Annotated in this window: 20 protein-coding genes; 14 read left to right on the top strand and 6 right to left on the bottom strand. The window is 62.4% G+C overall.

Going from position 1 to position 21,342, the window contains the following annotated elements; all coding sequences use genetic code 11:
• The first annotated feature begins 50 nt into the window (after positions 1-50).
• The 10 genes from ECTOBSL9_RS12045 to acpS all read left to right on the top strand — a co-directional run bounded on the left by ECTOBSL9_RS12045 (position 51) and on the right by acpS (position 8,458).
• A complete protein-coding gene (locus ECTOBSL9_RS12045; protein ID WP_063466181.1) occupies positions 51-1,505 on the top strand; it encodes a DegQ family serine endoprotease in 1,455 nt (484 codons plus the stop codon).
• Positions 1,506-1,509: 4 nt separating this feature from the next.
• Positions 1,510-1,752, top strand: coding sequence for a glutaredoxin family protein (locus ECTOBSL9_RS12050; RefSeq protein WP_063465253.1), 243 nt, complete (start codon positions 1,510-1,512; stop codon positions 1,750-1,752).
• A 134-nt stretch (positions 1,753-1,886) separates the two neighbouring features.
• A complete protein-coding gene (gene lepA, locus ECTOBSL9_RS12055; RefSeq protein WP_063465254.1) occupies positions 1,887-3,713 on the top strand; it encodes a translation elongation factor 4 in 1,827 nt (608 codons plus the stop codon).
• 15 nt (positions 3,714-3,728) lie between these two features.
• Positions 3,729-4,553, top strand: coding sequence for a signal peptidase I (lepB, locus tag ECTOBSL9_RS12060; RefSeq protein WP_063465255.1), 825 nt, complete (start codon positions 3,729-3,731; stop codon positions 4,551-4,553).
• A gap of 91 nt (positions 4,554-4,644) precedes the next feature.
• On the top strand, positions 4,645-5,016 hold the full coding sequence (locus tag ECTOBSL9_RS12065; RefSeq protein ID WP_063466182.1) for a DUF4845 domain-containing protein: 372 nt from the start codon (positions 4,645-4,647) through the stop codon (positions 5,014-5,016).
• A 2-nt stretch (positions 5,017-5,018) separates the two neighbouring features.
• Positions 5,019-5,702, top strand: coding sequence for a ribonuclease III (rnc, locus tag ECTOBSL9_RS12070; protein ID WP_063465256.1), 684 nt, complete (start codon positions 5,019-5,021; stop codon positions 5,700-5,702).
• The gene (gene era, locus ECTOBSL9_RS12075) at positions 5,699-6,640 is read left to right on the top strand and encodes a GTPase Era (RefSeq protein WP_082829908.1); all 942 of its coding nucleotides are present in this window, start codon (positions 5,699-5,701) and stop codon (positions 6,638-6,640) included. The genes rnc and era overlap by 4 nt, the downstream gene beginning before the upstream one ends.
• Entirely contained in the window at positions 6,637-7,341 is a 705-nt protein-coding gene (gene recO, locus ECTOBSL9_RS12080) for a DNA repair protein RecO (protein ID WP_063465257.1), read from the top strand. The genes era and recO overlap by 4 nt, the downstream gene beginning before the upstream one ends.
• Positions 7,338-8,078, top strand: coding sequence for a pyridoxine 5'-phosphate synthase (locus tag ECTOBSL9_RS12085; protein WP_063465258.1), 741 nt, complete (start codon positions 7,338-7,340; stop codon positions 8,076-8,078). The genes recO and ECTOBSL9_RS12085 overlap by 4 nt, the downstream gene beginning before the upstream one ends.
• Positions 8,078-8,458: a holo-ACP synthase gene (gene acpS / locus ECTOBSL9_RS12090; RefSeq protein WP_063465259.1), complete on the top strand. Its 381-nt coding sequence runs from the start codon at positions 8,078-8,080 to the stop codon at positions 8,456-8,458. The genes ECTOBSL9_RS12085 and acpS overlap by 1 nt, the downstream gene beginning before the upstream one ends.
• Here acpS and ECTOBSL9_RS12095 read toward each other — a convergent pair.
• From ECTOBSL9_RS12095 to ECTOBSL9_RS12115, 5 genes are all read right to left on the bottom strand, one after another.
• Entirely contained in the window at positions 8,445-11,189 is a 2,745-nt protein-coding gene (locus ECTOBSL9_RS12095) for an ATP-binding protein (RefSeq protein WP_063465260.1), read from the bottom strand. The two genes, acpS and ECTOBSL9_RS12095, sit on opposite strands and share 14 nt — an antisense overlap.
• Entirely contained in the window at positions 11,189-12,082 is an 894-nt protein-coding gene (locus tag ECTOBSL9_RS12100; RefSeq protein WP_168161560.1) for an ABC transporter substrate-binding protein, read from the bottom strand. The genes ECTOBSL9_RS12095 and ECTOBSL9_RS12100 overlap by 1 nt, the downstream gene beginning before the upstream one ends.
• Before the next feature lie 119 nt (positions 12,083-12,201).
• Positions 12,202-14,103: a TonB-dependent siderophore receptor gene (locus ECTOBSL9_RS12105; RefSeq protein ID WP_063465262.1), complete on the bottom strand. Its 1,902-nt coding sequence runs from the start codon at positions 14,101-14,103 to the stop codon at positions 12,202-12,204.
• Between the two features lie 122 nt (positions 14,104-14,225).
• Positions 14,226-15,143 carry an ABC transporter substrate-binding protein gene (locus tag ECTOBSL9_RS12110; RefSeq protein ID WP_063465263.1) on the bottom strand — a complete coding sequence of 306 codons (918 nt, stop codon included), beginning with the start codon at positions 15,141-15,143 and terminating at the stop codon, positions 14,226-14,228.
• A 43-nt stretch (positions 15,144-15,186) separates the two neighbouring features.
• Positions 15,187-17,193, bottom strand: coding sequence for a TonB-dependent siderophore receptor (locus ECTOBSL9_RS12115; protein WP_168161561.1), 2,007 nt, complete (start codon positions 17,191-17,193; stop codon positions 15,187-15,189).
• A 60-nt stretch (positions 17,194-17,253) separates the two neighbouring features.
• On the opposite strand from ECTOBSL9_RS12115, the gene cysM reads away from it, so the two are divergent.
• Genes cysM through ECTOBSL9_RS17685 form a run of 4 tightly spaced genes read left to right on the top strand, consistent with a single transcriptional unit; the run spans position 17,254 to position 20,412 of the window.
• Positions 17,254-18,144: a cysteine synthase CysM gene (gene cysM / locus ECTOBSL9_RS12120; RefSeq protein WP_063465264.1), complete on the top strand. Its 891-nt coding sequence runs from the start codon at positions 17,254-17,256 to the stop codon at positions 18,142-18,144.
• Positions 18,141-18,941 carry a 3'-5' exonuclease gene (locus ECTOBSL9_RS12125; RefSeq protein WP_063465265.1) on the top strand — a complete coding sequence of 267 codons (801 nt, stop codon included), beginning with the start codon at positions 18,141-18,143 and terminating at the stop codon, positions 18,939-18,941. The genes cysM and ECTOBSL9_RS12125 overlap by 4 nt, the downstream gene beginning before the upstream one ends.
• Positions 18,938-20,269, top strand: coding sequence for a 23S rRNA (uracil(1939)-C(5))-methyltransferase RlmD (gene rlmD / locus ECTOBSL9_RS12130; protein WP_063465266.1), 1,332 nt, complete (start codon positions 18,938-18,940; stop codon positions 20,267-20,269). Before ECTOBSL9_RS12125 ends, rlmD begins: the two co-directional genes overlap by 4 nt.
• A gap of 14 nt (positions 20,270-20,283) precedes the next feature.
• A complete protein-coding gene (locus ECTOBSL9_RS17685) occupies positions 20,284-20,412 on the top strand; it encodes a hypothetical protein (RefSeq protein WP_256366314.1) in 129 nt (42 codons plus the stop codon).
• Between the two features lie 59 nt (positions 20,413-20,471).
• Here ECTOBSL9_RS17685 and dapD read toward each other — a convergent pair whose 3' ends face one another.
• Positions 20,472-21,293: a 2,3,4,5-tetrahydropyridine-2,6-dicarboxylate N-succinyltransferase gene (gene dapD / locus ECTOBSL9_RS12135; RefSeq protein WP_063465267.1), complete on the bottom strand. Its 822-nt coding sequence runs from the start codon at positions 21,291-21,293 to the stop codon at positions 20,472-20,474.
• Positions 21,294-21,342: the final 49 nt, after the last annotated feature.

Genomic DNA, 21,342 nt, shown 5'->3' on the forward strand with positions numbered 1-21,342 from the left:
CAAGCCCCATCCGACATTCAATCCACGGACCGACCTGCGAGCGCATGTTCATGATACCGAGCACTCGTTACAAACTGTTTTTCTCCTTGCTTCTGGCCCTGGCACTGATGTTTCCGGTGGCCGGGGCTGCACAATCCAGAAGCCTCCCGGACTTCGTGCCCCTGGCAGAAGCCAACAGCCCTGCCGTTGTGAACATCAGTACCTCGCGCACCGTAGAGAGCCGAATGGGTCGGGGGCACCCCCCGATCGAGTTGCCCGATGGAATGCCCCAGGACGGGCCCTTTGGCGATCTGCTGCGTCGCTTCTTCGGCGAAGAGGGGCAGGGCGCGCCCCGGCGCGAATTCGACTCCCGGTCCCTGGGGTCGGGGTTCATCATCTCGGACGACGGCTATGTGGTGACCAACCATCATGTGGTGAAGGAGGCCGACCAGATTGAGGTCCGTCTGAGTGACCGGCGTACCTTCGAGGCCGAATTGGTGGGCTCCGACCCCCGTACCGATGTCGCGCTGCTGCGCATTGACGCCACCGACCTGCCCACCCTCAAGCTTGGTGACTCCAAGGATCTCAAGGTGGGTGAGTGGGTGCTGGCCATCGGCTCTCCTTTCGGATTCGATCACTCGGTGACGGCCGGCATCATCAGTGCCAAGGGCCGCAGCCTGCCCACGGAGAACTACGTGCCGTTCCTCCAGACCGACGTGGCCATCAACCCGGGTAACTCCGGCGGACCGCTGTTCAATCTGGATGGAGAGGTGGTAGGCATCAACTCCCAGATCTACAGCCGCACGGGGGGCTTCATGGGCCTCTCGTTCGCCATTCCCATTGAAGTGGCCATGGATGTGGTGGATCAGCTTCGCGAAACCGGACGCGTCAGCCGGGGCTGGCTGGGCGTGATGATCCAGGAAGTCACCCGCGATCTGGCCGACTCCTTCGATATGGATCGCCCCATGGGCGCCCTGGTGGCCCGGGTATTGCCCGACAGCCCCGCCGAGGCGGCCGGTCTCAAGAGCGGGGACGTGATCGTGGGCTTTGATGGTGAGGAAGTTCCCCGTTCCTCCGCGTTGCCCCCCATGGTGGGACGTTTCTCCATCGGCGAGACCGCCGAAGTGGACATACTGCGTGATGGCGAGCCCAAGAGCCTGTCGGTGAAGATCGCCAAGCTCCCGGAAGATGATGATCGGGCTCGGGCACACACGCAGGCCCCCGCAGAGCCCCCGTCTGCCGCCATGGAAATGTTCGGGATGGATGTGGGGCCTGTGCCCGATGACATCCGCGAGCGTCTGGACCTGCCGGAAGGCGGCGTGCTGGTGAAAGACGTGGCTCAGGGAGCCGCACAGCGGGCGGGTATCCGCTCCGGGGACGTGTTGCTGATGATCAACAGCCACGCCCTGGAGTCCCCGGAGCAGATGTCCAAGGTGCTTGAGGATCTGCCCGCGGGGCGTTCTGCCCGGGTTCTGGTGCAGCGCAGTCAGGGCCCGATCTGGATGCCGCTGGACGTGCCCGAGTGAGGCAATGACAGCTCGGGTGACCGTTTATCATCGCGAGGGGTGTCATCTCTGCGATCGCATGTTTGATGAGCTCCGTTCGTTGCAACACCGGCTGGATTTTCACGTCCAGCCGGTGGATATCGACGAGGATCCCGACTTGAAGGAGCGCTTCAACGTCAAGGTGCCGGTGCTGGCAGTGGAGGATGAAATCCTCTGCTGCCATTTCCTGGATGTGCCGGGGCTGGAGCGGGCCCTGGAGCCCGACTGAGGCGTTCCCGGTCGCCCCCTCGCTGTTCCTGCCTGGGCCGAGTCTGTACAATGCGCGCAACCCATCTGGCTGCACCCGCCACGGGCCCAGGATTCTGGGGCGCGGACGGGTGCGCATCATTTTGAGCATCGCCCATGAGCAGTAGTCCCCCGATCGACGACAAACAACAGCGCATACGGAATTTCTCCATCATTGCCCACATCGACCACGGCAAATCCACCCTGGCCGATCGTTTCATTCAGGAATGTGGCGGGCTGACCCAGCGGGAAATGGCGGAACAGGTTCTGGACTCCATGGATCTGGAGCGGGAACGGGGCATCACCATCAAGGCGCAGAGTGTCTCGCTGTTCTACACAGCCCGGGATGGCCTGGAATATCAACTCAACTTCATCGACACCCCCGGGCACGTGGACTTCTCCTACGAGGTTTCCCGATCCCTGTATGCCTGCGAGGGGGCCCTGCTGGTGGTGGATGCATCCCAGGGCGTTGAGGCGCAGAGCGTGGCCAACTGCTACACCGCGATTGATCAGGAACTGGAAGTGGTTCCGGTGCTCAACAAGATCGATCTGCCCGCCGCCGAGCCCGAACGCGTGGCCCACGAGATCGAGGAGATCATCGGCATCGAGGCACAGAATGCCGTGCGGGTGAGTGCCAAGACGGGCGAGGGTGTGTCCGACCTGCTGGAAGCCCTGGTGGCCCGGATTCCACCACCCCAGGGAAGTCCTGACGGGCCCCTGAAGGCCCTGATCATCGATTCCTGGTTTGACAACTACATGGGCGTGGTGGCCCTGGTGCGTGTCAAGCAGGGGAGTATCCGGCCCAAACAGAAGATCATGGCCATGTCCACAGGGCGCAATCACCTGGTGGACAAGGTGGGCGTATTCAATCCCAAGCCCACGCCTTGCGATGTGCTGGGCGTGGGGCAGGTGGGTTTTGTCATCGCCACCATCAAGGACATCACCGGTGCCAAGGTGGGGGATACCCTGACCAGCGCCGATCATCCCGCCGACTCCCCGTTGCCGGGTTTCAAGGAGGTTCAGCCCCGGGTCTTTGCGGGCATCTTCCCGGTCAGCGCCGATGATTTCAATGATCTGCGCGATGCCCTGGACAAGCTTCGCCTCAATGACGCCTCGCTGCACTATGAACCCGAGACCTCCCAGGCCCTGGGCTTTGGTTTTCGCTGTGGTTTCCTGGGCATGCTCCATATGGAAATCGTCCAGGAACGCCTGGAGCGGGAGTACGATCTGGATCTGATCACCACCGCGCCCACCGTGATCTATGAGGTGGAAACCACCAGCGGCGAGGTGAAGACCATCCACAATCCCTCGCAGTTGCCGCCGAGCAATGAGCTGGCCGAGATCCGCGAACCCATCATCAGCGCCAACATCCTGCTGCCACAGGACTATGTGGGCGCAGTGATCACCCTGTGCGTGGAAAAGCGGGGTGTGCAGACCCGCATGCAGTATCTGGGCAAGCAGGTGTCTCTGGGCTACGACATGCCCATGTCGGAGGTGGTGCTGGACTTCTTCGACCGGCTCAAGTCGGTCAGCCGCGGCTATGCCTCCTTTGACTACGAGCTGAAGAACTTCGAGGCGGCCCCCCTGGTGAAGGTGGATGTGCTCATCAACGGCGAGCGCGTGGATGCCCTTTCCATCATTACCCACAGGGATCAGGCCCAGACCCGGGGCCGGGATCTCACCGAGCGCATGGCCAAGTTGATCCCCCGGCAGATGTTCGAGGTGGCCATCCAGGCCGCCATCGGCTCCAAGATCATCGCCCGCTCCTCCGTGAAGGCCCTGCGCAAGAACGTGACCGCCAAATGCTACGGCGGCGACGCCAGCCGCAAGCGCAAGCTGCTGGAAAAGCAGAAGGCCGGGAAAAAGCGCATGAAGAACATCGGCCGCGTCGAGGTACCCCAGGAGGCCTTCCTGGCAGTGCTTCAAGTGGACAACAAGGACTGATGGGAGACAGGGACCATGACATTTGACCTGGAATTGATTCTGGTACTGGGCACTCTGGTTACCGGTCTGGTGTGGCTGGCCGATGTGATCTGGTGGCGCAAGTCACGCATGGCTGCGGTGCAGGAGGCGAATCCCGGGCAGGGCAAACGGGTGGCAAAGGCCGCGGCCAAGGCTCAGGAGCCCTGGTATGTGGACTATGCCAAGGCGTTCTTGCCGGTACTGCTCATTGTGCTGGTGCTGCGCGCCTTTGTGGCGGAACCCTTCCGCATTCCCTCCGGCTCCATGATGCCCACCCTGCTCGTGGGTGATTTCATCCTGGTGAGCAAATCCAGCTACGGCATCCGGCTACCGGTGGTGCGAACCCGGATCATCGATACCGGCCAGCCCCAGCGTGGCGACGTGGCGGTTTTCCGATACCCGGCGAACCCCCGGGAGGACTACATCAAACGCATTGTGGGTGTGCCGGGGGATCGCGTGGGTTTCTACGACAAGCGTCTGTACATCAATGGGGAACCCGTGCCTCAGGAAGTGCTGGGCAGTTACGAGGGGCAGGGCTCGGGGGCGGTCATGACCGGTGCCCAGTTGATGGAAGAACGTATCAACGAGGTCTCCCATCAGGTGCTGGCATGGCCGGATCGGCAATCCGCTGAAGGTGAGGTGGTGGTGCCCGAAGGTCATTATTTTGCCCTGGGCGACAATCGGGACAACAGTAACGACAGCCGCTTCTGGGGGTTTGTGCCTGAGGAGAACCTGGTGGGCCGGGCCCTGTTCATCTGGATGCACTGGGACCACGGCGCCCGGGAGATGGATTTCAGCCGACTGGGCACGCGTATCCAGTAGGGCGACCGCTGGCGCTGCCTGTGGCGCCGGTGATTCGCGTCAGGGGTTATACTGAGCCCCTGACTATTCGTCTCTATTGGGGGCTCAGAACATGAAGACCTTGCATTCGCAATCCGGCGCCGGGTTCATCCCGCTGCTTCTGATCATCGGTATCCTCGTGATGCTGGGAACCGTGGGACTGCGGCTGTTCCCGGTTTACATGGAGTACTGGAACGCAACATCCATCGTCAAGGATGTGGCCAGCGAACCAGGTGCCGCCAACAAGAACGCCCGTCAGTTGTGGACCGATGTGAACCGCCGCTTTCAGATCAACTCAGTGGATAACGTGCAGCGCGACCATGTCACTGTGGAACAGCAGGGGGGCGGGCAGGTCCTGCGGGTCCAGTACGAGGTGCGCACCCCCATGATTGCCAATGTGGACGCGGTGGTGAGTTTCGACCGGTCGTACCCACTGGCAGATTGAGCATGGTACGTACTGGTCTTATGGCGCTTTTGCCCGAATCCGTCCCGGATTCGGAAGCCCTGCGTCAGGCGCTCACCCATCGTAGCGCCGGGCAGCGCCACAACGAGCGCCTGGAATATCTGGGTGACAGTGTGCTCAATTTCATCATCGCCGACCGCCTGTACCAGGTGCGGCCCGAGGCCCCGGAGGGGGAACTCAGCCGCCTGCGGGCCGCCCTGGTGAACAAGGACAGCCTGGCGGTCATTGCTCGGGATCAGGGCATGGGGGAGTTGCTCAGTCTCGGTGAGGGCGAGCGCAAGAGTGGCGGTCATCGCCGGGATTCCATCCTCGCCGATGCCCTGGAAGCGGTGATCGGTGCGGTGTACGTGCTCACGGATTTTGAAACCACGCGGGACTTCGTGCTCAAGCTCTATGCGTCCCGCTTTGCCAGCCTGCCCAGTGCCGAATCCCTCAAGGACCCCAAAACCCGCCTGCAGGAATGGCTGCAGCGCAGAAACCTGGACATCCCCGACTACGAGATCCTGGAAGTGTCGGGCAAACCTCATGATCAGCATTTCAAGGCAGCCTGCCATATCCCGGCTCGGGAGTTATCGGTGAAGGGCGAGGGCAGCAGTCGTCGCCGCGCCGAGCAGGCCGCCGCCGTCAAGGCCATGGAAGCACTCCAGGCCGTGGAGAAGAACACTTGATTGAACATTCCGATCCTGGCTCCCTGGGCCAGGGTGATGACCTGTCGTCCACTCGTTGTGGTTATGTTGCCATTATCGGGCGTCCGAACGTGGGCAAGTCCACCTTGCTCAACCACCTGGTGGGGGAGAAGATCGCCGCCGCCAGCCGCAAGGCCCAGACCACGCGGCACCGGATTCGCGGACTGATCACCCACGGCCCGGACCAGTTGGTGCTGGTGGATACCCCGGGGGTGGATCCCTCCACACCCAAGTTGTTGGGCAAGGTACTCAATCGCACCGCTCAGGCGGCAGTGGATGATGTGGATGCCGTGGTCCTGGTGGTGGAGGCGGGCCGCTGGGAACCCGCTGACGAGGCCCTGGCCCAGCGCCTGGAGAACAGCAACCGCCCTGTGGTGCTGGTCATCAATAAGGTGGATCGGCTCAAGGACAAGTCGGCCCTTTTGCCCTATATCGACCAGGTGCGGGGACGGCTGCCCTTTCACGAGGTGGTGCCCCTCTCGGCCCTCAAGGGCAAGAACGTCGAGCCACTGGTGGACACGCTGATGCAACTCCTGCCGCCAGGCCCCCATCTGTTCCCGGATGACGAAATCACCGACCGCAGTCAGCGTTTTCGCGTGACGGAGGTGATCCGCGAGCAACTCCTGGAGCGCCTGGGCCAGGAAGTGCCCTACGCCACCTCGGTGGAGGTGGAACAATGGGAAGACTCCGGCACCGCACTGCATATCGGCGCGGTGATCTGGGTGGAACGCGAGGGTCAGAAGGCCATTGTCGTGGGCAAGGGAGGCCGCATGATCAAGGGCGTGGGCAGCGGCGCCCGGGTGGAACTGGAACAGATGCTCGAACGCAAGGTGATGCTCAAGCTCTGGGTGAAGTTGCGGGACGGCTGGCAGGATGATCTGGACGGTATCCGCCGCATGGGGATCGACGTGGAGTCGTGAGCACCGTCGCGCGCAGCATCGGCTATGTGCTGCATGCCCGCCCTTACCGTGAAACCAGCCAGCTGCTGGAACTGTTCACCGTATCCGAGGGGCGCATGGCCGCCGTGCTGCGCGGTGCCCGCAACCGGGGGCGTCACGCCGCCCAGCCCTTTCGCCGGATGGAACTGGCCTGGTCCGGACGTGGTCAGGTACAGACCCTCACCCAGTGCGATGAGACCGGGGCCATGCGGCTCAAGGGAGATCGGGCCATTTGTGGCCTGTATGTGAACGAACTGGCCATGAAGTTGTTGCCCCGACAGATCCAGGCTCCCGAACTGTTCGAGGCGTATGAGCGGGTACTGGGCCAACTGGCAGATGCTGGCATTCCCGTGGAGTTACCGTTGCGCCAGTATGAGCTGGCGCTGTTGCAATGGCTGGGGGAAGGCCTGGAGTTCCTGTCCAGCGACACACTGGACCCCAGCGCTCATTATCTGGTGGAACCTCAGCAGACGCCGCGTCCCGCCGGTGCAGGCGAGATGGATTCACCCCACTGTATCACCGGGCGGGCATTGACCGCCCTGTTATGCGGTCAACTGGAAGACCGCGAAGACCGGCGTCAGGCAAGGCGGGTGCTGCGTCTGCTGCTGGATCACCATCTGGAGGGTAAGCCCCTCGTTTCACGTCAACTCATCGCCCGCGGGCGATCGGATGCCACATCATGAGCTTTGTCTTTCCCCGTTTACGCCTGGGTGTGAACATCGATCATCTGGCTACCATCCGCCAGGTACGTCACACCACCTATCCCGATCTTGAAGATGCCGTACGCCGTATTGAGGCCGCCGGCGCCGACATCATCACCCTGCATCTGCGGGAGGACAGGCGCCATATTCAGGACGCAGATGTGTACGGCCTGCGCCATACCATCCAAAGTGGCATGAATCTGGAGATGGCCCCCACCGCCGAGATGCATGCCATTGCCCTGGAGGTGAAGCCCGAGGCCTGTTGCCTGGTGCCTGAGCGCCGTGAGGAACTCACCACCGAGGGTGGGCTGGACGTTCTGGGGCATGAGGATCGCCTGGCCGACTACTGTGCCGGGCTGGTGGAGGCCGGCATCAAGGTCTCCCTGTTCGTGGAGCCGGATCCCGAGCACCTGGATGCCGCCCGGCGCATCGGCGCGCCCGTGGTGGAACTGCACACGGGTGCCTATGCCAACGCCGGGAGCCCTGAGGAGCGTCAGGCGTTGCTGGAACAGATCGGCCGGGCGGCGCGCCACGGTCACGAACTGGGGCTGGTGGTCAGTGCCGGTCACGGCCTGGACTACGACAACGTGGGACCCATTGCCGCGATTCCTGAATTCTATGAGTTGAACATCGGCCACTCCATCGTGGCGCGGGCCCTGTTCTGTGGCATTCAGGAAGCGGTGGTGGAGATGCGTGCCGCCATGGATGCTGCCCGCTGATGCGCGTGATCGGGATCGGTACGGATATCGTCGCTGTGCACCGTATCGAGGCCTCGTTGACCCGCCATGGCGAGGGTTTCGCCCGACGTATCCTGCATCCTGACGAATGGGACGGATTTCGCGACAGTCCCGCACCGGCGGCATTCCTGGCGAAACGCTTCGCGGCCAAGGAGGCGGCCGCCAAGGCCCTGGGCGTGGGCATCGGGGCCCGGATGTCCCTCCAGGATGCCTGCGTCGACCACGACCCCCACGGACGCCCCTTGCTGCGCCTTGAGGGCAGGGGGCAGGAAACGGCGCAAGCCCTGGGGGTCAAGGAGACGCAGATCAGTCTCTCCGATGAGCGCGATTACGCCCTGGCCTTCGTGGTCATGTCAGGTTGATCACGTTGTCCCAAAGCGATAGCAGGGCCTCCACCTCGTCCAGCAGGGTTTGACGCATTCCGGGTATGGACACCTCGTCATTCTCGCGCAAGGCTTTTTCCAGAGCGGTACTGGCCGCCTCCAGGCGGGGTGTGGCGCAATAGCGCGAGGCCCCCTTGAGCTGGTGCGCCAGCTTCAGCAGCGCCGGGCGCTTCATCCCGGTATCGCACAACTCCTGTCGGGCCCTTGTCAGATCCCGGATCAAGAGTTGTCGCAGTTCCCTCGCCAGGTCAGGGGAGTCGCCAGCCATACGCAGGGCACGCTCCGGATCGTGAAGGGGGCCACCCGTCGGCAGTTGAAACGAGCTTGCAGGGGGGGCGGCGCTGGTCGGGACCTGATCGTTGGCGGCCTTTTTCACGCAATCCAGTAGATCGTTCTGGGAAACGGGCTTGGTCAGGATGCGGTCAAATCCCAGCTCCAGCAACTCCCGATGGAACTCAGGGCGGGCGTCAGCGGTAACGGCGATGATCCTGGCGCCTGGGTCCTCCCGGCGGATGAGCCGCAGCGCTCCGGGGCCGTCCAGCACCGGCATGTGTACATCCATGAATACGATATCGCAGCGCCGGGCCCGGTAGGACTCCGCAGCCTGGCGGCCGTTGGCGGCTTCATCCACCAGCCCGCCCATGCCGCTGACGAACTCGGTGAGCAGACGGCGATTGATGGCATTGTCATCGGCGATGAGAACGCGCTTGCCACTGATGGACCGGGGCCCTGGATGTGCCAGTCGGGGTCTCTCGGTAGCGGGGTACTGCCCGGATTCAGTACCCTGCCTGAGCAGATACTCTCTCAGCATGCTTTCCGACAGTTGCGGCGCGACCAGCAGCGCACCGCGCCGACGCCATTCTGCAGTGAGATCGTCCGGGAGGGCAGAGAAGGCGACCAGGATCACCTGCTCCGCCTGCCGGGGAGGCTGTCTGAGGACGCGCAGGCTCTCAGCACCCGGACGGCGCAGCCATAGCAAGCCCCGATGCCTGTGCGATGCACGCAGCGCATCCAGAAAGCCCTGCATGCTATCCACTGGCCACGCCTGCAGCCCCTGCTGGCGTGCGCAGCCCAGCGCCAGGTCACGGGCCTCGGCGTCATCCGCGTGGATCACCAGGGCATCGAGCACCGGTGCGGCGGGTTCAGCGGCCGCGTCGACGGTTTCCATGGGCACCTGCAGGCGGAAGGTGGCGCCTTCGCCCGGGCGACTGTCGACCGAGATCTGCCCCCCGAGCACCTTGACCAGGCCTCGCGTAATGCCAAGCCCCAGGCCTGAGCCCACCCTCTGAATCTCGTCGGGCTGAACCTGGTAAAAGGGCTCGAAAATTCGCTCCAGGTGGACTTCGTCGATCCCGGGCCCGAAGTCCTGAACCTCCATCTCCAGAGTAGTGCCCTGGGCAGTCTCCCGGGCCCGCACCCGCAGGATGACATGGCCGTTCAGCGTGAACTTGACCGCATTACTGAGCACGTTGGTCAGTAACTGCTTCACCCGTAGCGGATCGCTGATCAGATGCTCCGGGGTGCCCGGCTCCATCAGCAGGGCAATATTGACGGTCCGCTCCGGCACGGCCTTGTCGCAAACGCTGATCACTTCGCCCAGCAGTTGCCGCAGATTGAAGGCTGTGCGGTTGATGTAGACATTGCCGGACTCGATGCGAGAAATATCCAGCAGGTCGCTGACCAGTTTAAGGGTGTCCTGGCTGGATTCATCGATGATATTGACCCAGGATCGTTCCTGGTCATCCAGGGTGCCACGCTGGATCAACAACTCCGCGTAGCCCTGAACTGCGGTGAGGGGGGTGCGCAGTTCGTGGCTGATGCTGGCCAGAAACTCGGATTTGCGCCGATTGGCCTGATCGGCCTCACCGCGAGCCCGGGTCAGGGCCTGGTTCTTCTCGTCGATCTCGCGGAGTTTTTCCTGCAGGCGTTGTGTGGCCTCCTGAACACGCTCAGTCATGGACTGCTGGGAACGCTCGATGCTCTCCGCCATGCTGTTGATGCCCACCTGCAGCACGCCGATTTCACCATCCACCCGGGCGCGACTGCGGGCCGTGAGGTCTCCCTGGTCGATGTATTTCACCGTGGCGGCAATCTTCTCCAGCGGCATGGACAGGCGCATGCTCCAGCGGCTCACCAGCACCCAGGTGATTGCCAGCAAGAGCATGACGATCATCAGGCTCTGCAGCATGGACTGGGTCTGATGCACCGAGGTGGGGACGTTGGTCAGGCTGAGCGAGACCGTGCCGATGAGGCGGGGATCGCCATTGCCCGGAGCCGTGGAGGCATCGGGCAAGGGCAGGTCGAACTCGTCCAGGGCCGTGAGACGGATCTCCTCCTGAAAACGTTTGACCTCCTCGCCAAACAGGTGCGAGGCCATCCAGGCCACGGCCGCGTTGGTATCACTGCCACCAGGCTGCTGTTCGTGATGGTAAACCTGATGCCCCTGGTGATCCTTGATGGTGACCTCCAGCACATCGGGCTGCATGCGTGCCTTGGCGGTCACCGCCTCCAGATAGTTCCTGTTGCCGGAGATCACCCCATACTCAGCCGCTGGCCCCAGGAATGCCGCCAGCATCTCACCGCGCATCAATAACTGCTCATCCAGTTCCCGGACCTTGATGTCCGTCCAGTAGAGCGTCAGCGCCAGCGCCACCGCGAGGCTGGGTAGCAGTGACAGGGTGAGGATGCGATGGCGTATGCGACCTTGCATCAGGGCTCTTCCACCGTGATGCGCAGGGAACGGGCCACCTGGCGATTGATGGAGACCTGGTGGACTTCGGTATGGCGGCGCACCGCCACCCAGTCGTCGGGGCCACTCAGGGACTGAATGTACTGGCCGGCCTCGCGGCCCAGGGCCTGTGGCGGACTGTGGATGGACATCAGGGCTCCCGCCCGGTGAAGGGCCTCGGAATGACCAATCAACGGCGTCCCCTGCCGGTACGTGGTCATCATGATACTGACGATGGTACGAGGGTTGTAGATGCGCCGGTCGGGGACGGTGAGGATGGCATCCGCTTCCCTTGATGCCTGGATGAAGGTGGGGATCAGGTCGTCCTCCTTCGCGGCGAACCGCAGCAGGGACAGGGGGTCGTCCTTTTCACGGAGGCTGGTGTTGTCCGGGGTGGTTCCAAACCCCGGGCTCTGAACGATGGCGAAGCGGTTCAGGGCAGGCACGTGCTGGCGTACGATCTCCACCCGGCGTTCCAGTGGGATGTCCATGAAGATGGCCGCAAAACGCGGATCACCCCCGCGACTATCCATGACGCGCTCGTAGCTGATGGCAGGTACGGTGATGCTGAGCACCCGTGCCTTTCGCGTTTGCCCTTGCGCGGATTCAGCTGCCCGTGTTCCGGATGTAATGATCAGGCAGTTGTGGCAATCGGCACTCTGGAGCCACAGGGCAGCATCCGGTGAGTCCATTGCGGTGAAAACCGGTTCCCTGTCTCTTGGCAGGGTGCGAGCGAGCCCCTGGAAAACCTCCTGGTGCAAGGGAGTCTCTGCACTTGCCAGGAAGATGATGCGCTGGAAGTGCGTGACCGTCGGGGCTTCTGCCCCGCCGTCCTGAGCGAGAACCGTCTGGCCCATCCCGATCCATATCGCCATGATCAGGCAGAACCGGGTCAGTGAGGCATTCAGCCATTGGCGTCGGCTCGCCCAGGAGCATCTGCCGACGCCCCTGAGGGTATGGGTGGAGAAAGGGGAGGACCATTCCATGGGCAGTCTCAGAACTCGGCACTCAGGGTAAACCAGGCCCCCGTCTTGCGAGGGTTGGCACGCCAGTTCGAGTCCGGCGAGCGGGTGTCGTAGCCACTGGCCAGCAGGTCGGTGATGGAAAGTGAGGCTTCCACCCTGGGGGACAGGTCGTAGGTCAGGTGAAGATCCAGGAAACCGTCCCCCGCGTCCGCGGGGCGACTGCCGGGATCATCAATCCACTGTACATCGCTGTAGTGGTAGTAGCTGGTCATGATGCGCCAGTCATCACTGGGGCGCAGGATCATGCCCAGGTTCAGCACATGGGAAGGTACGGAATCAGCCTGTGTCTGGCCGTGATCATCACTACGGGCCTGCATCAGGCTCAGCCCGCCCATCAGGCGCAGGCGCCGGTGGGGGCGGTAGCCGAATTCGGCCTCCACACCGCTGATGCGCAGGCTGCCTTCGTTGCGGAATACCCCGGGGGGCTGTGCATTGATGATGGCCTCGTAGGGCATCTGGATGATCCGTTCGATGGTGTTGTGAAACCCCTTGAGGTCGACAGTGACGCGACCTTGGTCGAATTGCCCATGGTAACCCAGTTCGTAGGAGCGGATGACCTCCGCCTGGAGGTTGTCTTCGGTGGTGAGTAAAGCATTTTCGCTGTAAGGAGGGCGGGCCGCAGCGAAGGCCTCCACAAGGCTGGGTGTTCGTATGGCGCGCGAGGTGACCAGGCGGATACTGTGTTGCTCACTGGCAATAAAGGTAATACCAGCCCGGGGCATGAATTCACCACCCACAAGGTCATTGTGTTCGTACATCCCGCCCAGATGCACCAACCATTGGGGAGTCGGCTTCCATTCCAAGTGGCCAAATAGCCGGTAGAGTTCATTGCTGATCCAGTCACCATCATCGAAATAATAGTTTGAGCGTGAGCGATCCACCCGGATTCCTCCGCCCAGTACCAGTTGTGTATCGCTGGCGGGCTTGGAGTGCCGTTCCAACTCTAAATCGTGGCGGCGGGATGTGGCCTTGCCGCGGCGATCAGGTGTGATTGCAAACTCATCCCAAGTGGTGTTTTGCTCGAAATAATATTGAAATACATGGTGGGTCTCCATGTCCCGCTGATCCTCAAGTCGCAAATGCACATATCCACCGTCCACTTGGTCGTTGCGAAATATGGGTTGTTCGCCTTCACCGGTGGTCTTTCGGGACTCAGCAAGGCCGGTACCAGCCATGAGGACCAAACCAGGCGCAAAATGCCAATCGGCGCGCGCATTTACCTTCGTCAACGTGAATTCATCGTGTTGCTCGCTAAGACCATCACTGGACTTTTGCCCGGCGGTTATCCGATAGGAAAGGGCAGCGTCTGGGGTGCTTGCTCCGAGACGATACTGAACGTCGCGAATACCTGCCGTACCCAGGCTTGTCGATAGTAGCTGTCCCTGAGTGTCTCCAGAATGGCGTGTCAGTATGTTAACAATGGCGGAAAAGGAATTAGAGCCGTATGCAGCGGCATTGGGTCCCCGAATGACTTCGATGCGTTCGATTTCCTCCAGAGACAGCCCCAGTTCGGCCCACTGAGCACCACCGTTGGTGGGGCTATAAATCGATCGGCCATCAATCAGCACCTGCATCTGGCGAGCAAACTGCTGTCCTAGACCTTGGTAAACGACCATGGGCTGTCTGCCATTGTGTTGCCCGATGATGAATCCTGGCACCAGTCGAAGCAGGTCCGTCAGGTCGCGAGCCTGGCTGGCCTGCAGCCACTCCCGGTCGATGACCGTAATGGATGCCGGCGCCTCGGAGAGAGGCTGCTCCAGACGGGTGGCCGTCAGGGCCACCGGCAGATCCATGAAAAAATCCTGCTCCGTGGGGGACCATTCGCCAGCCCAGGCGGGCAGGCCAAGTGGCAGGAGCAGGGTCGTGCCCATGAGCCATGGAAGGGTTCTGCCAGCAGTGCAGCGGCATGCCTTTGACGGATGACGGTGACGAGCCATGGTCTTTGGTGTTTGCCCGGAACCCGGATGGGCGGGAATTGAGGTGAGTTTCAGCTTCATGGGGCCACCTGGATACGTAATGACCGGGCTACATACGGGTTGATCGCCACTTCGTGTCGTTCCGTGTGATGTCGCTGGGCGCTCCACTGGGGCTGTCCGCTCTCCAGCGACTGGAGCAGCATGGCGGCTTCCTTTCCGAGTTGTTCTGGAGTGGCATGAATGGAGATCAGCGCCCCCGCCCTTAGCAGGCTCTCTGAATGCGCAATCAGGGGTGTTCTATGGCGGTAGGTGGTCATCACGATGCTGACGATGGTGCGCGGGTTGTAAACGCGCCGATCCGGGACGGTCAGGATGGCGTCGGCCCGCTCCGAAGCGCGCGCGAAGGTACGGATCAGATCGTTTTCCTGATAGCTGACAAAACGCTCGACTCCCGTGGCCCCGTTGCTTTCATGGCTCGCCAATCCTTCCACGGGGGATGCGCGGGAGGGGCCCTCAATCAACGCCAGACGATTGATGCCGGGAAGCACTTCCCGAGCGATCGCCATGCGTTGCTCCAGGGGGATGTCCATGAAGATGGCCGCCAGGCGGTCCGTGTCGCCATGGGTCTGGACGGCCAGTTCGAAGGACTGGCGCGGGATGGTGATGCTCAGGATGTGGGCTTCACTGAGGCCTGGCAGGGCCCGGTTAAGGGAGCGGGTGCCGGAAGTGATGACCAGGCAGCGATGGCAGTCCCAGATGGACAACCATGCTTCGGTGTCGGGGTGTCCCAAGGCGGCATACACCATCCGCCCATTGGGCACGTCATGGATTTGGCCGAAGATGCTTTGATGCGGGCCACTGTCCTCACTGGCCAGAAAGAGAATACGCTCCCACTGGGGGCTGCCCGCCGAGGCGTCGGGCACCGGCAACAACAGGCTGCCGGCCAGTAAGGCCAGCGCCAGGATAAGCCGGTGGGGATGAGCGATCCTTGTCATGAAGTGGGCGTTCCTTCTGTGCGGGCTGTTCCGCTCGCGGTGCCTAGAACTCCAGGGAGAGGCTTAGGTAGGCTTCGGTGGATCGGCGGTTGCCGCGCCGGTTGGGGCCATCCACGCGGCTGTCAAAGCCACTGGCCAGCACATCTCTCACTGAAAGTGCAGCGGAGGCATGGGGCCCCAGGGTGCGACTCACGTGCAGGTCCAGGAAACCGTCTCCTGCATCCAGGGGCGGACTGTCCATAACCGGGTCATCAAGCCAGTCGATGGAGCCGTAGTGGTAATACTCCGCGGTGAGTGTCCAGGGGTTGTCGGGTGTGAACATCAACCCCAGATTGGCCGTATGCCCCGGTATGGAATCGGCCTGTGGTTGGGCGTCTTCGTCCACCTGGGATGTGCTCAGCAGGGCGAATCCCCCCAGCAGACGCAGACGGGGTGTGGGCCGGTAATCCCATTGGGTTTCAAGGCCCTGCAGGGTCAAGCCTCCGATATTGCGGAACTCGCCCCCCTCTTCGGCTTGATTGAAGGCGGCATAAGGAACCTGGATCAGGTCTTGCAATTGGTTACGAAACAGTTTTACGTCAGTCGTCAGCCGACCATCGGCAAACTGGCCGTGGTAGCCCAACTCAAGAGAATGAATGACCTCTGGCTCGAGTCCGCCCTGCGATCTAGTGAGGGTTCGTTCCTGGTCGGGTCTCGAGCGGTCGACGATGTTGATTTCCTCTTCCGCCAGGCTCGGGGTTCGCGTGGCTCGAGACGCCACGAGGCGAAGACTGTGCTCTGGATGGGGCATATAGACAACGGCCGCCCTGGGCATGAGGTTATCCTTGGTGATGTCGTTGTATTCGTACATGCCTCCCAGGTTGACCAGCCATTGAGGCGTCGGAGACCACTCCCAGTGGCCGAATACCCGATAGAACTCGTTCTCAATCCATCCCCGGTCATCAAAATAATAGGACGACGCGGAACGATCGAGTCTTGCACTGCCGCCGTAAACGACCCTGGAGTCGGGAGAGAGGCGGCGTGATGACTCCAGTTCCAGATCATGACGTTGTGCCCGGGATTCAAGGGTGGTGGTGTAGCGATCACCTTCCGCATTCAGAGCTTCGAAATCATCCTCCAGGTCATGGAACTGGAAGTAATACTGCAACCTGTGGGTCGTATCCGCGTCGCGGCTATCCTGGAGTTGCAGGTGAAGGTGGCCGAAGTCGCGAGTGAATTCCCGGTTTGGTAGTGCGCCCAGTGCGCCTTGTACGCCGTCGATGCCTTTACGGGATTGGCCCAGCCCAAGCTGGGTGGTGATGCCAATCCCGGGCAGGGGGTTCCAGTCGGACCGGGCGCTGAAGGTGTCGATGCGACGCTGGTCGTGTTTGTCCGGAAAGCCGTCGTCCTCCTTGCGCTGGATGGCCACCCGATAGTGGCCTTGCTCGGTATCACCGCCGTAACGCCAGCGCAGGTCGCGAACCCCATTGGACCCCAGGCGGGTGGACACCCGGTTACCCTGCGTCTCGGCGGAATGCCGGGTGAGGATATTGATGATCGCGAAGAAGGAATTGGAGCCATAGGCGGCGGCGTTGGGCCCGCGGATGACTTCTATCCGCTCGATGTCATCCGGCGTGAGATCCAGGATGCCCCATTGAGTGCCCCCGTTGATGGAGGTGTAAATGGAGCGGCCATCCACCAGCACCTGGAGTTGTCGCACAAACTGTTCGGAAAACCCGTGGTAGGTCACGATAGGGCGCCCACCGTTGGCGGAGCCCACCACCACCCCCGGCACCATGCGCAGCAGTTCATGGATGTCCCGGGCCTGACTGTGGCTGATCCAGTGCCGGTCGATCACCGTGACCGAGGCGGGCGCCTCGATCAGGGGCTGTTGCAGGCGGGTGGCGGTGAGGGCCACGGGCAGGTCCATGAAATAATCCTGCTCGGTGGGCCATGCCTCCTCGCCGAACGCGGGGAGCGCCAGGCTTGCCCCCATCAGGCCCAGACCGGTGAGCCCCATCCAGCGACATCGGCGCGAAAACGGGCGTGTCCAGCCGTGCTTCGGCGGCATTTCGAAAGGGGTGTCCGGCATGGTTATAATGGGCCCTGAGTCTCGAGGCGACCTTTAACGATGAATTATCCGACGATGGAATCCTGCGTGGGCAACACGCCCCTGGTACGGCTGCAACGCCTGCCGGGTGACACCTCCAATGTGCTGCTGGGCAAACTGGAGGGTGATAACCCCGCCGGTTCGGTGAAGGATCGCCCGGCCATGAGCATGATCCGCCATGCGGAGGAACGCGGCGACATCCGCCCCGGCGACATCCTCATTGAGGCCACCAGCGGCAACACCGGCATCGCCCTGGCCATGGCCGCCGCCATCCGTGGATACCGGCTGGTGCTTATTATGCCGGAAAACATGAGTTCTGAAAGGCGCGCGACCATGAAGGCCTTTGGCGCCGAGATTATCCTGGTCACCAAAGGCGAGGGCATGGAGGGTGCGCGGGACCTGGCCCAGCAGATGCAGGCCGAGGGCAAGGGCCGCGTGCTGGATCAGTTTGCCAACGCGGACAACCCCCGCGCCCACTATGAAACCACCGGGCCGGAGTTGTGGCGAGACACCCAGGGGCAGATCACCCATTTTGTCAGTTCCATGGGGACCACCGGCACCATCATGGGGGTGTCGCGTTACCTGAAGGAGCAGAATCCCAACATCCAGATCATTGGTGTGCAGCCCACTGAAGGGTCCAGCATCCCGGGCATCCGCCGCTGGCCTGAGGCCTATCTGCCGCGCATCTTTGATCCTGCCGCCGTGGACAGGGTGATTGACGTCTCCCAGGATGAGGCCGAAAAGACCATGCGGCGACTGGCCGCAGAGGAGGGCATTTTTTCGGGTGTCTCCTCCGGAGGCGCCATGGCCGCGGCCCTGAGGCTGTCGGCGGAACTGGAAAATGCCGTGATCGCATCCATTGTCTGTGACCGTGGTGACCGCTATATCTCCACTGGCGTGTTTCCCGCATGACGGCCGCGTTCGCAGAACCGGTGATGGTCTTTGATATCGAGACCATCCCCGACGTAAAGGGCGGCCGCAGGATTCATGGCCTGGAAGATCTGGACGACGCCAAGGCCGCCAAGGCCCTGTCGCAACTCAGGTTGCAGAAGACCGGTAGCGAGTTTCTGGCCCTCCATCTGCATCGGGTGGTGGCCATCTCCGTGGTGCTGGCCACACGGGATCAGTTGCGGGTGTGGTCCCTGGGCAGCCCGGACTCGGATGAGGCCGAGCTGGTGCGACGCTTCTTCGAGGGGATCGAGCGCTATGCCCCCACCCTGGTGACCTGGAACGGTGGCGGATTCGATCTGCCGGTGTTGCATTATCGCTCGCTGCTTCACAAGGTCTCGGCGCCCCGGTACTGGGATACCGGCGATGACGATCGCAGCTTTCGTTACAACAATTACCTCTCCCGCTTTCACTGGCGCCACGTGGACCTGATGGATGTGCTGGCCGGCTTTCAGATGCGCGCCAATGCGCCCCTGGACGAGATCGCCACCTTGCTGGGTTTTCCCGGCAAGATGGGAATGAACGGCGCCCACGTGTGGGATGCCTGGCTGGCCGGGGATATCCAGGGTATTCGCGACTACTGCGAGACGGATGTGCTCAACACCTACCTGGTCTTTCTGCGCTTTGAACACCTCAGAGGCCGCCTCAGCGATGAAGGCCTGGCCCGGGAAGAGGGGCGCGTGGCCGAATTGTTGCGGGCTTCAGAAGCCACCCACCTGCAGGCCTTCCACCAGGCCTGGCTCGGACACCCCCCGGAATGAGTGCCAGAAAACGCAATAAATTGCCTGACGAGCCCGTTCAGGCCCATATCGATTCCATGACCCACGAAGGACGCGGTGTTGCCCGCCTGGACGGCAAGGCCGTCTTCGTGGACGGCGTATTGCCGGGCGAGACGGTGACTTTCCGTTACACGCGCCGCAGTCGCCGTTACGACGAAGGGCGCGTCGACCAGGTGCTGGAGGCCTCCAGTGATCGGGTGGAACCCCGCTGTCCCCATTTTGGGGTCTGTGGCGGCTGTGTGCTCCAGCACATGGATCCCTCAGCCCAGGTGCGGGCCAAGGAGCAGGCCATGCTGGAGAATCTCAAGCATCTTGGCAGCGTGAGCCCGGACCGGGTGCTTCCTGCCATCACCGGTCCCCGATGGGGTTATCGACGCAAGGCGCGCCTGGGCGTCAAGCATGTGCCCAAGAAAGGCGGTGTGCTGGTGGGCTTTCGGGAGCGGGGCAGCCCCTATCTGGCCGAACTGGAGATTTGCCATGTGCTTCATCCGGCGGTGGGTGAGCGCATCATGGCCCTGCGGGCATTGCTCACCGCCATGCAGGCGCGGGAGCGGATACCACAGATCGAGGTTGGGGTGGGGGATGATGATGCGGTGGCCCTGGTGTTTCGCCACCTGGATCCGCTCACCGAGGGGGACCGGGAGCGTTTGAAGGCCTTCGGGCAGGACCATGAACTGCAGATCTGGCTGCAGCCCGGTGGCCCGGACAGCATCAACCCCCTGTGGCCGGAGTCACCCGCGGATTTGTGTTTCACTCATCCGGAGGAGGGGCTGCGTATCCCGTTTTCCCCTGTGGATTTCATCCAGGTGAATCGGGATGTGAACCATCGCATGGTGCCTCAGGCCATGGAGCTATTGCAGGTGGCACCGGAGCATGGGGTGCTGGACCTGTTCTGCGGGCTGGGTAACTTCACTCTGCCACTGGCCCGGCGGGCTGCCCGGGTGACCGGGGTGGAGGGGGATGCCGCCATGGTGGAACGGGCTCGGGAGAATGCAGTCAAAAATGGTGTTCATAACACCCGTTACTTTGCCGCGGATCTGAGTGCGGACCTTGCCGGGGCGACTTGGTTATCCGAGCCGGTGGACCGAGTCCTGCTGGACCCGCCCCGGCCCGGTGCCTGGGAGGTGCTGGGGCCGGTGGCAGCCCTGGCGCCGGAACGGATCGTCTATGTCTCGTGTAACCCGGCCACGCTGGCGCGAGACGCAGGTGAACTGGTCCGCGAGCATGGTTATCGACTGGAAGCGGCGGGTGTCATGGACATGTTTCCGCATACGGCTCACGTGGAGTCCATGGCGGTATTCAGCCGCTGATAGCGAGGCAGATCATGATTGATACCACCACCCTGGTCCTGGCCAAGGGCCTGTTGACGGCCGCCATCCTGCTGGGAGGCTGCGCCTGGCAGCTCTGGTCGGTGAAGCGGGCGTTGAGGGAGCGGAGGGAGAAGAGGGGCTAGCGCCCTTCTCCCCTCCGGGGAGAAGGGCTGGGGATGAGGGGACGGGAAAGACCCCGAACTCAGATGTCCCTCAACAGTTCATTGATGCCCACCTTCGAGCGGGTCTTCTCGTCCACCTTCTTGACGATCACCGCGCAGTACAGGCTGTACTTGCCATCCTTGGAGGGCAGGTTGCCGGACACCACCACGGAACCGGCCGGGACGCGGCCATAGCTGATTTCGTCCTTCTCCCGGTCGTAAATGCGGGTGCTCTGGCCCAGGTAAACCCCCATGGAGATCACCGAGCCTTCTTCCACGATCACGCCTTCCACCACCTCGGAGCGGGCGCCGATGAAGCAGTTGTCCTCGATGATGGTGGGGGAGGCCTGCAGGGGTTCCAGCACGCCACCGATGCCCACGCCGCCGGACAGGTGCACGTTCTTGCCGATCTGCGCACAGGAGCCCACCGTGGCCCAGGTGTCCACCATGCTGCCTGTGTCCACATAGGCGCCGATGTTCACATAGGAGGGCATCAACACCACGCCCGGGGCGATATAGGACCCCCGGCGGGCAGTGGCCGGCGGCACCACCCGCACGCCACCCTCACGAAATTCCCGTGAGTTTACGTCGCCCCACTTGGAATCCACCTTGTCGTAGTAGTTGGTGAACCCCCCCTTGATGAACTGGTTGTCATTGATGCGGAAGGACAGCAGCACAGCCTTCTTGAGCCATTCATTGACGACCCATTCCCCATCACGCTTTTCCGCCACCCGGGCCGTGCCCCGGTCGAGCATGTCGACGGCCTCCATCACCGCGTCCCGCAGGCGGGTCTCGGCATTGCGGGGATTGATCTCCGCGCGTCGCTCAAAGGCGTCTTCGATCAGGGTCTGAATATCACTCATGGGATGTTCCTCTGGTGGTCAAGCCGGTTGGTTTGCGGATTCTAAGGGG

This window comes from Ectothiorhodospira sp. BSL-9 (genome assembly GCF_001632845.1).
Taxonomy (GTDB): domain Bacteria; phylum Pseudomonadota; class Gammaproteobacteria; order Ectothiorhodospirales; family Ectothiorhodospiraceae; genus Ectothiorhodospira.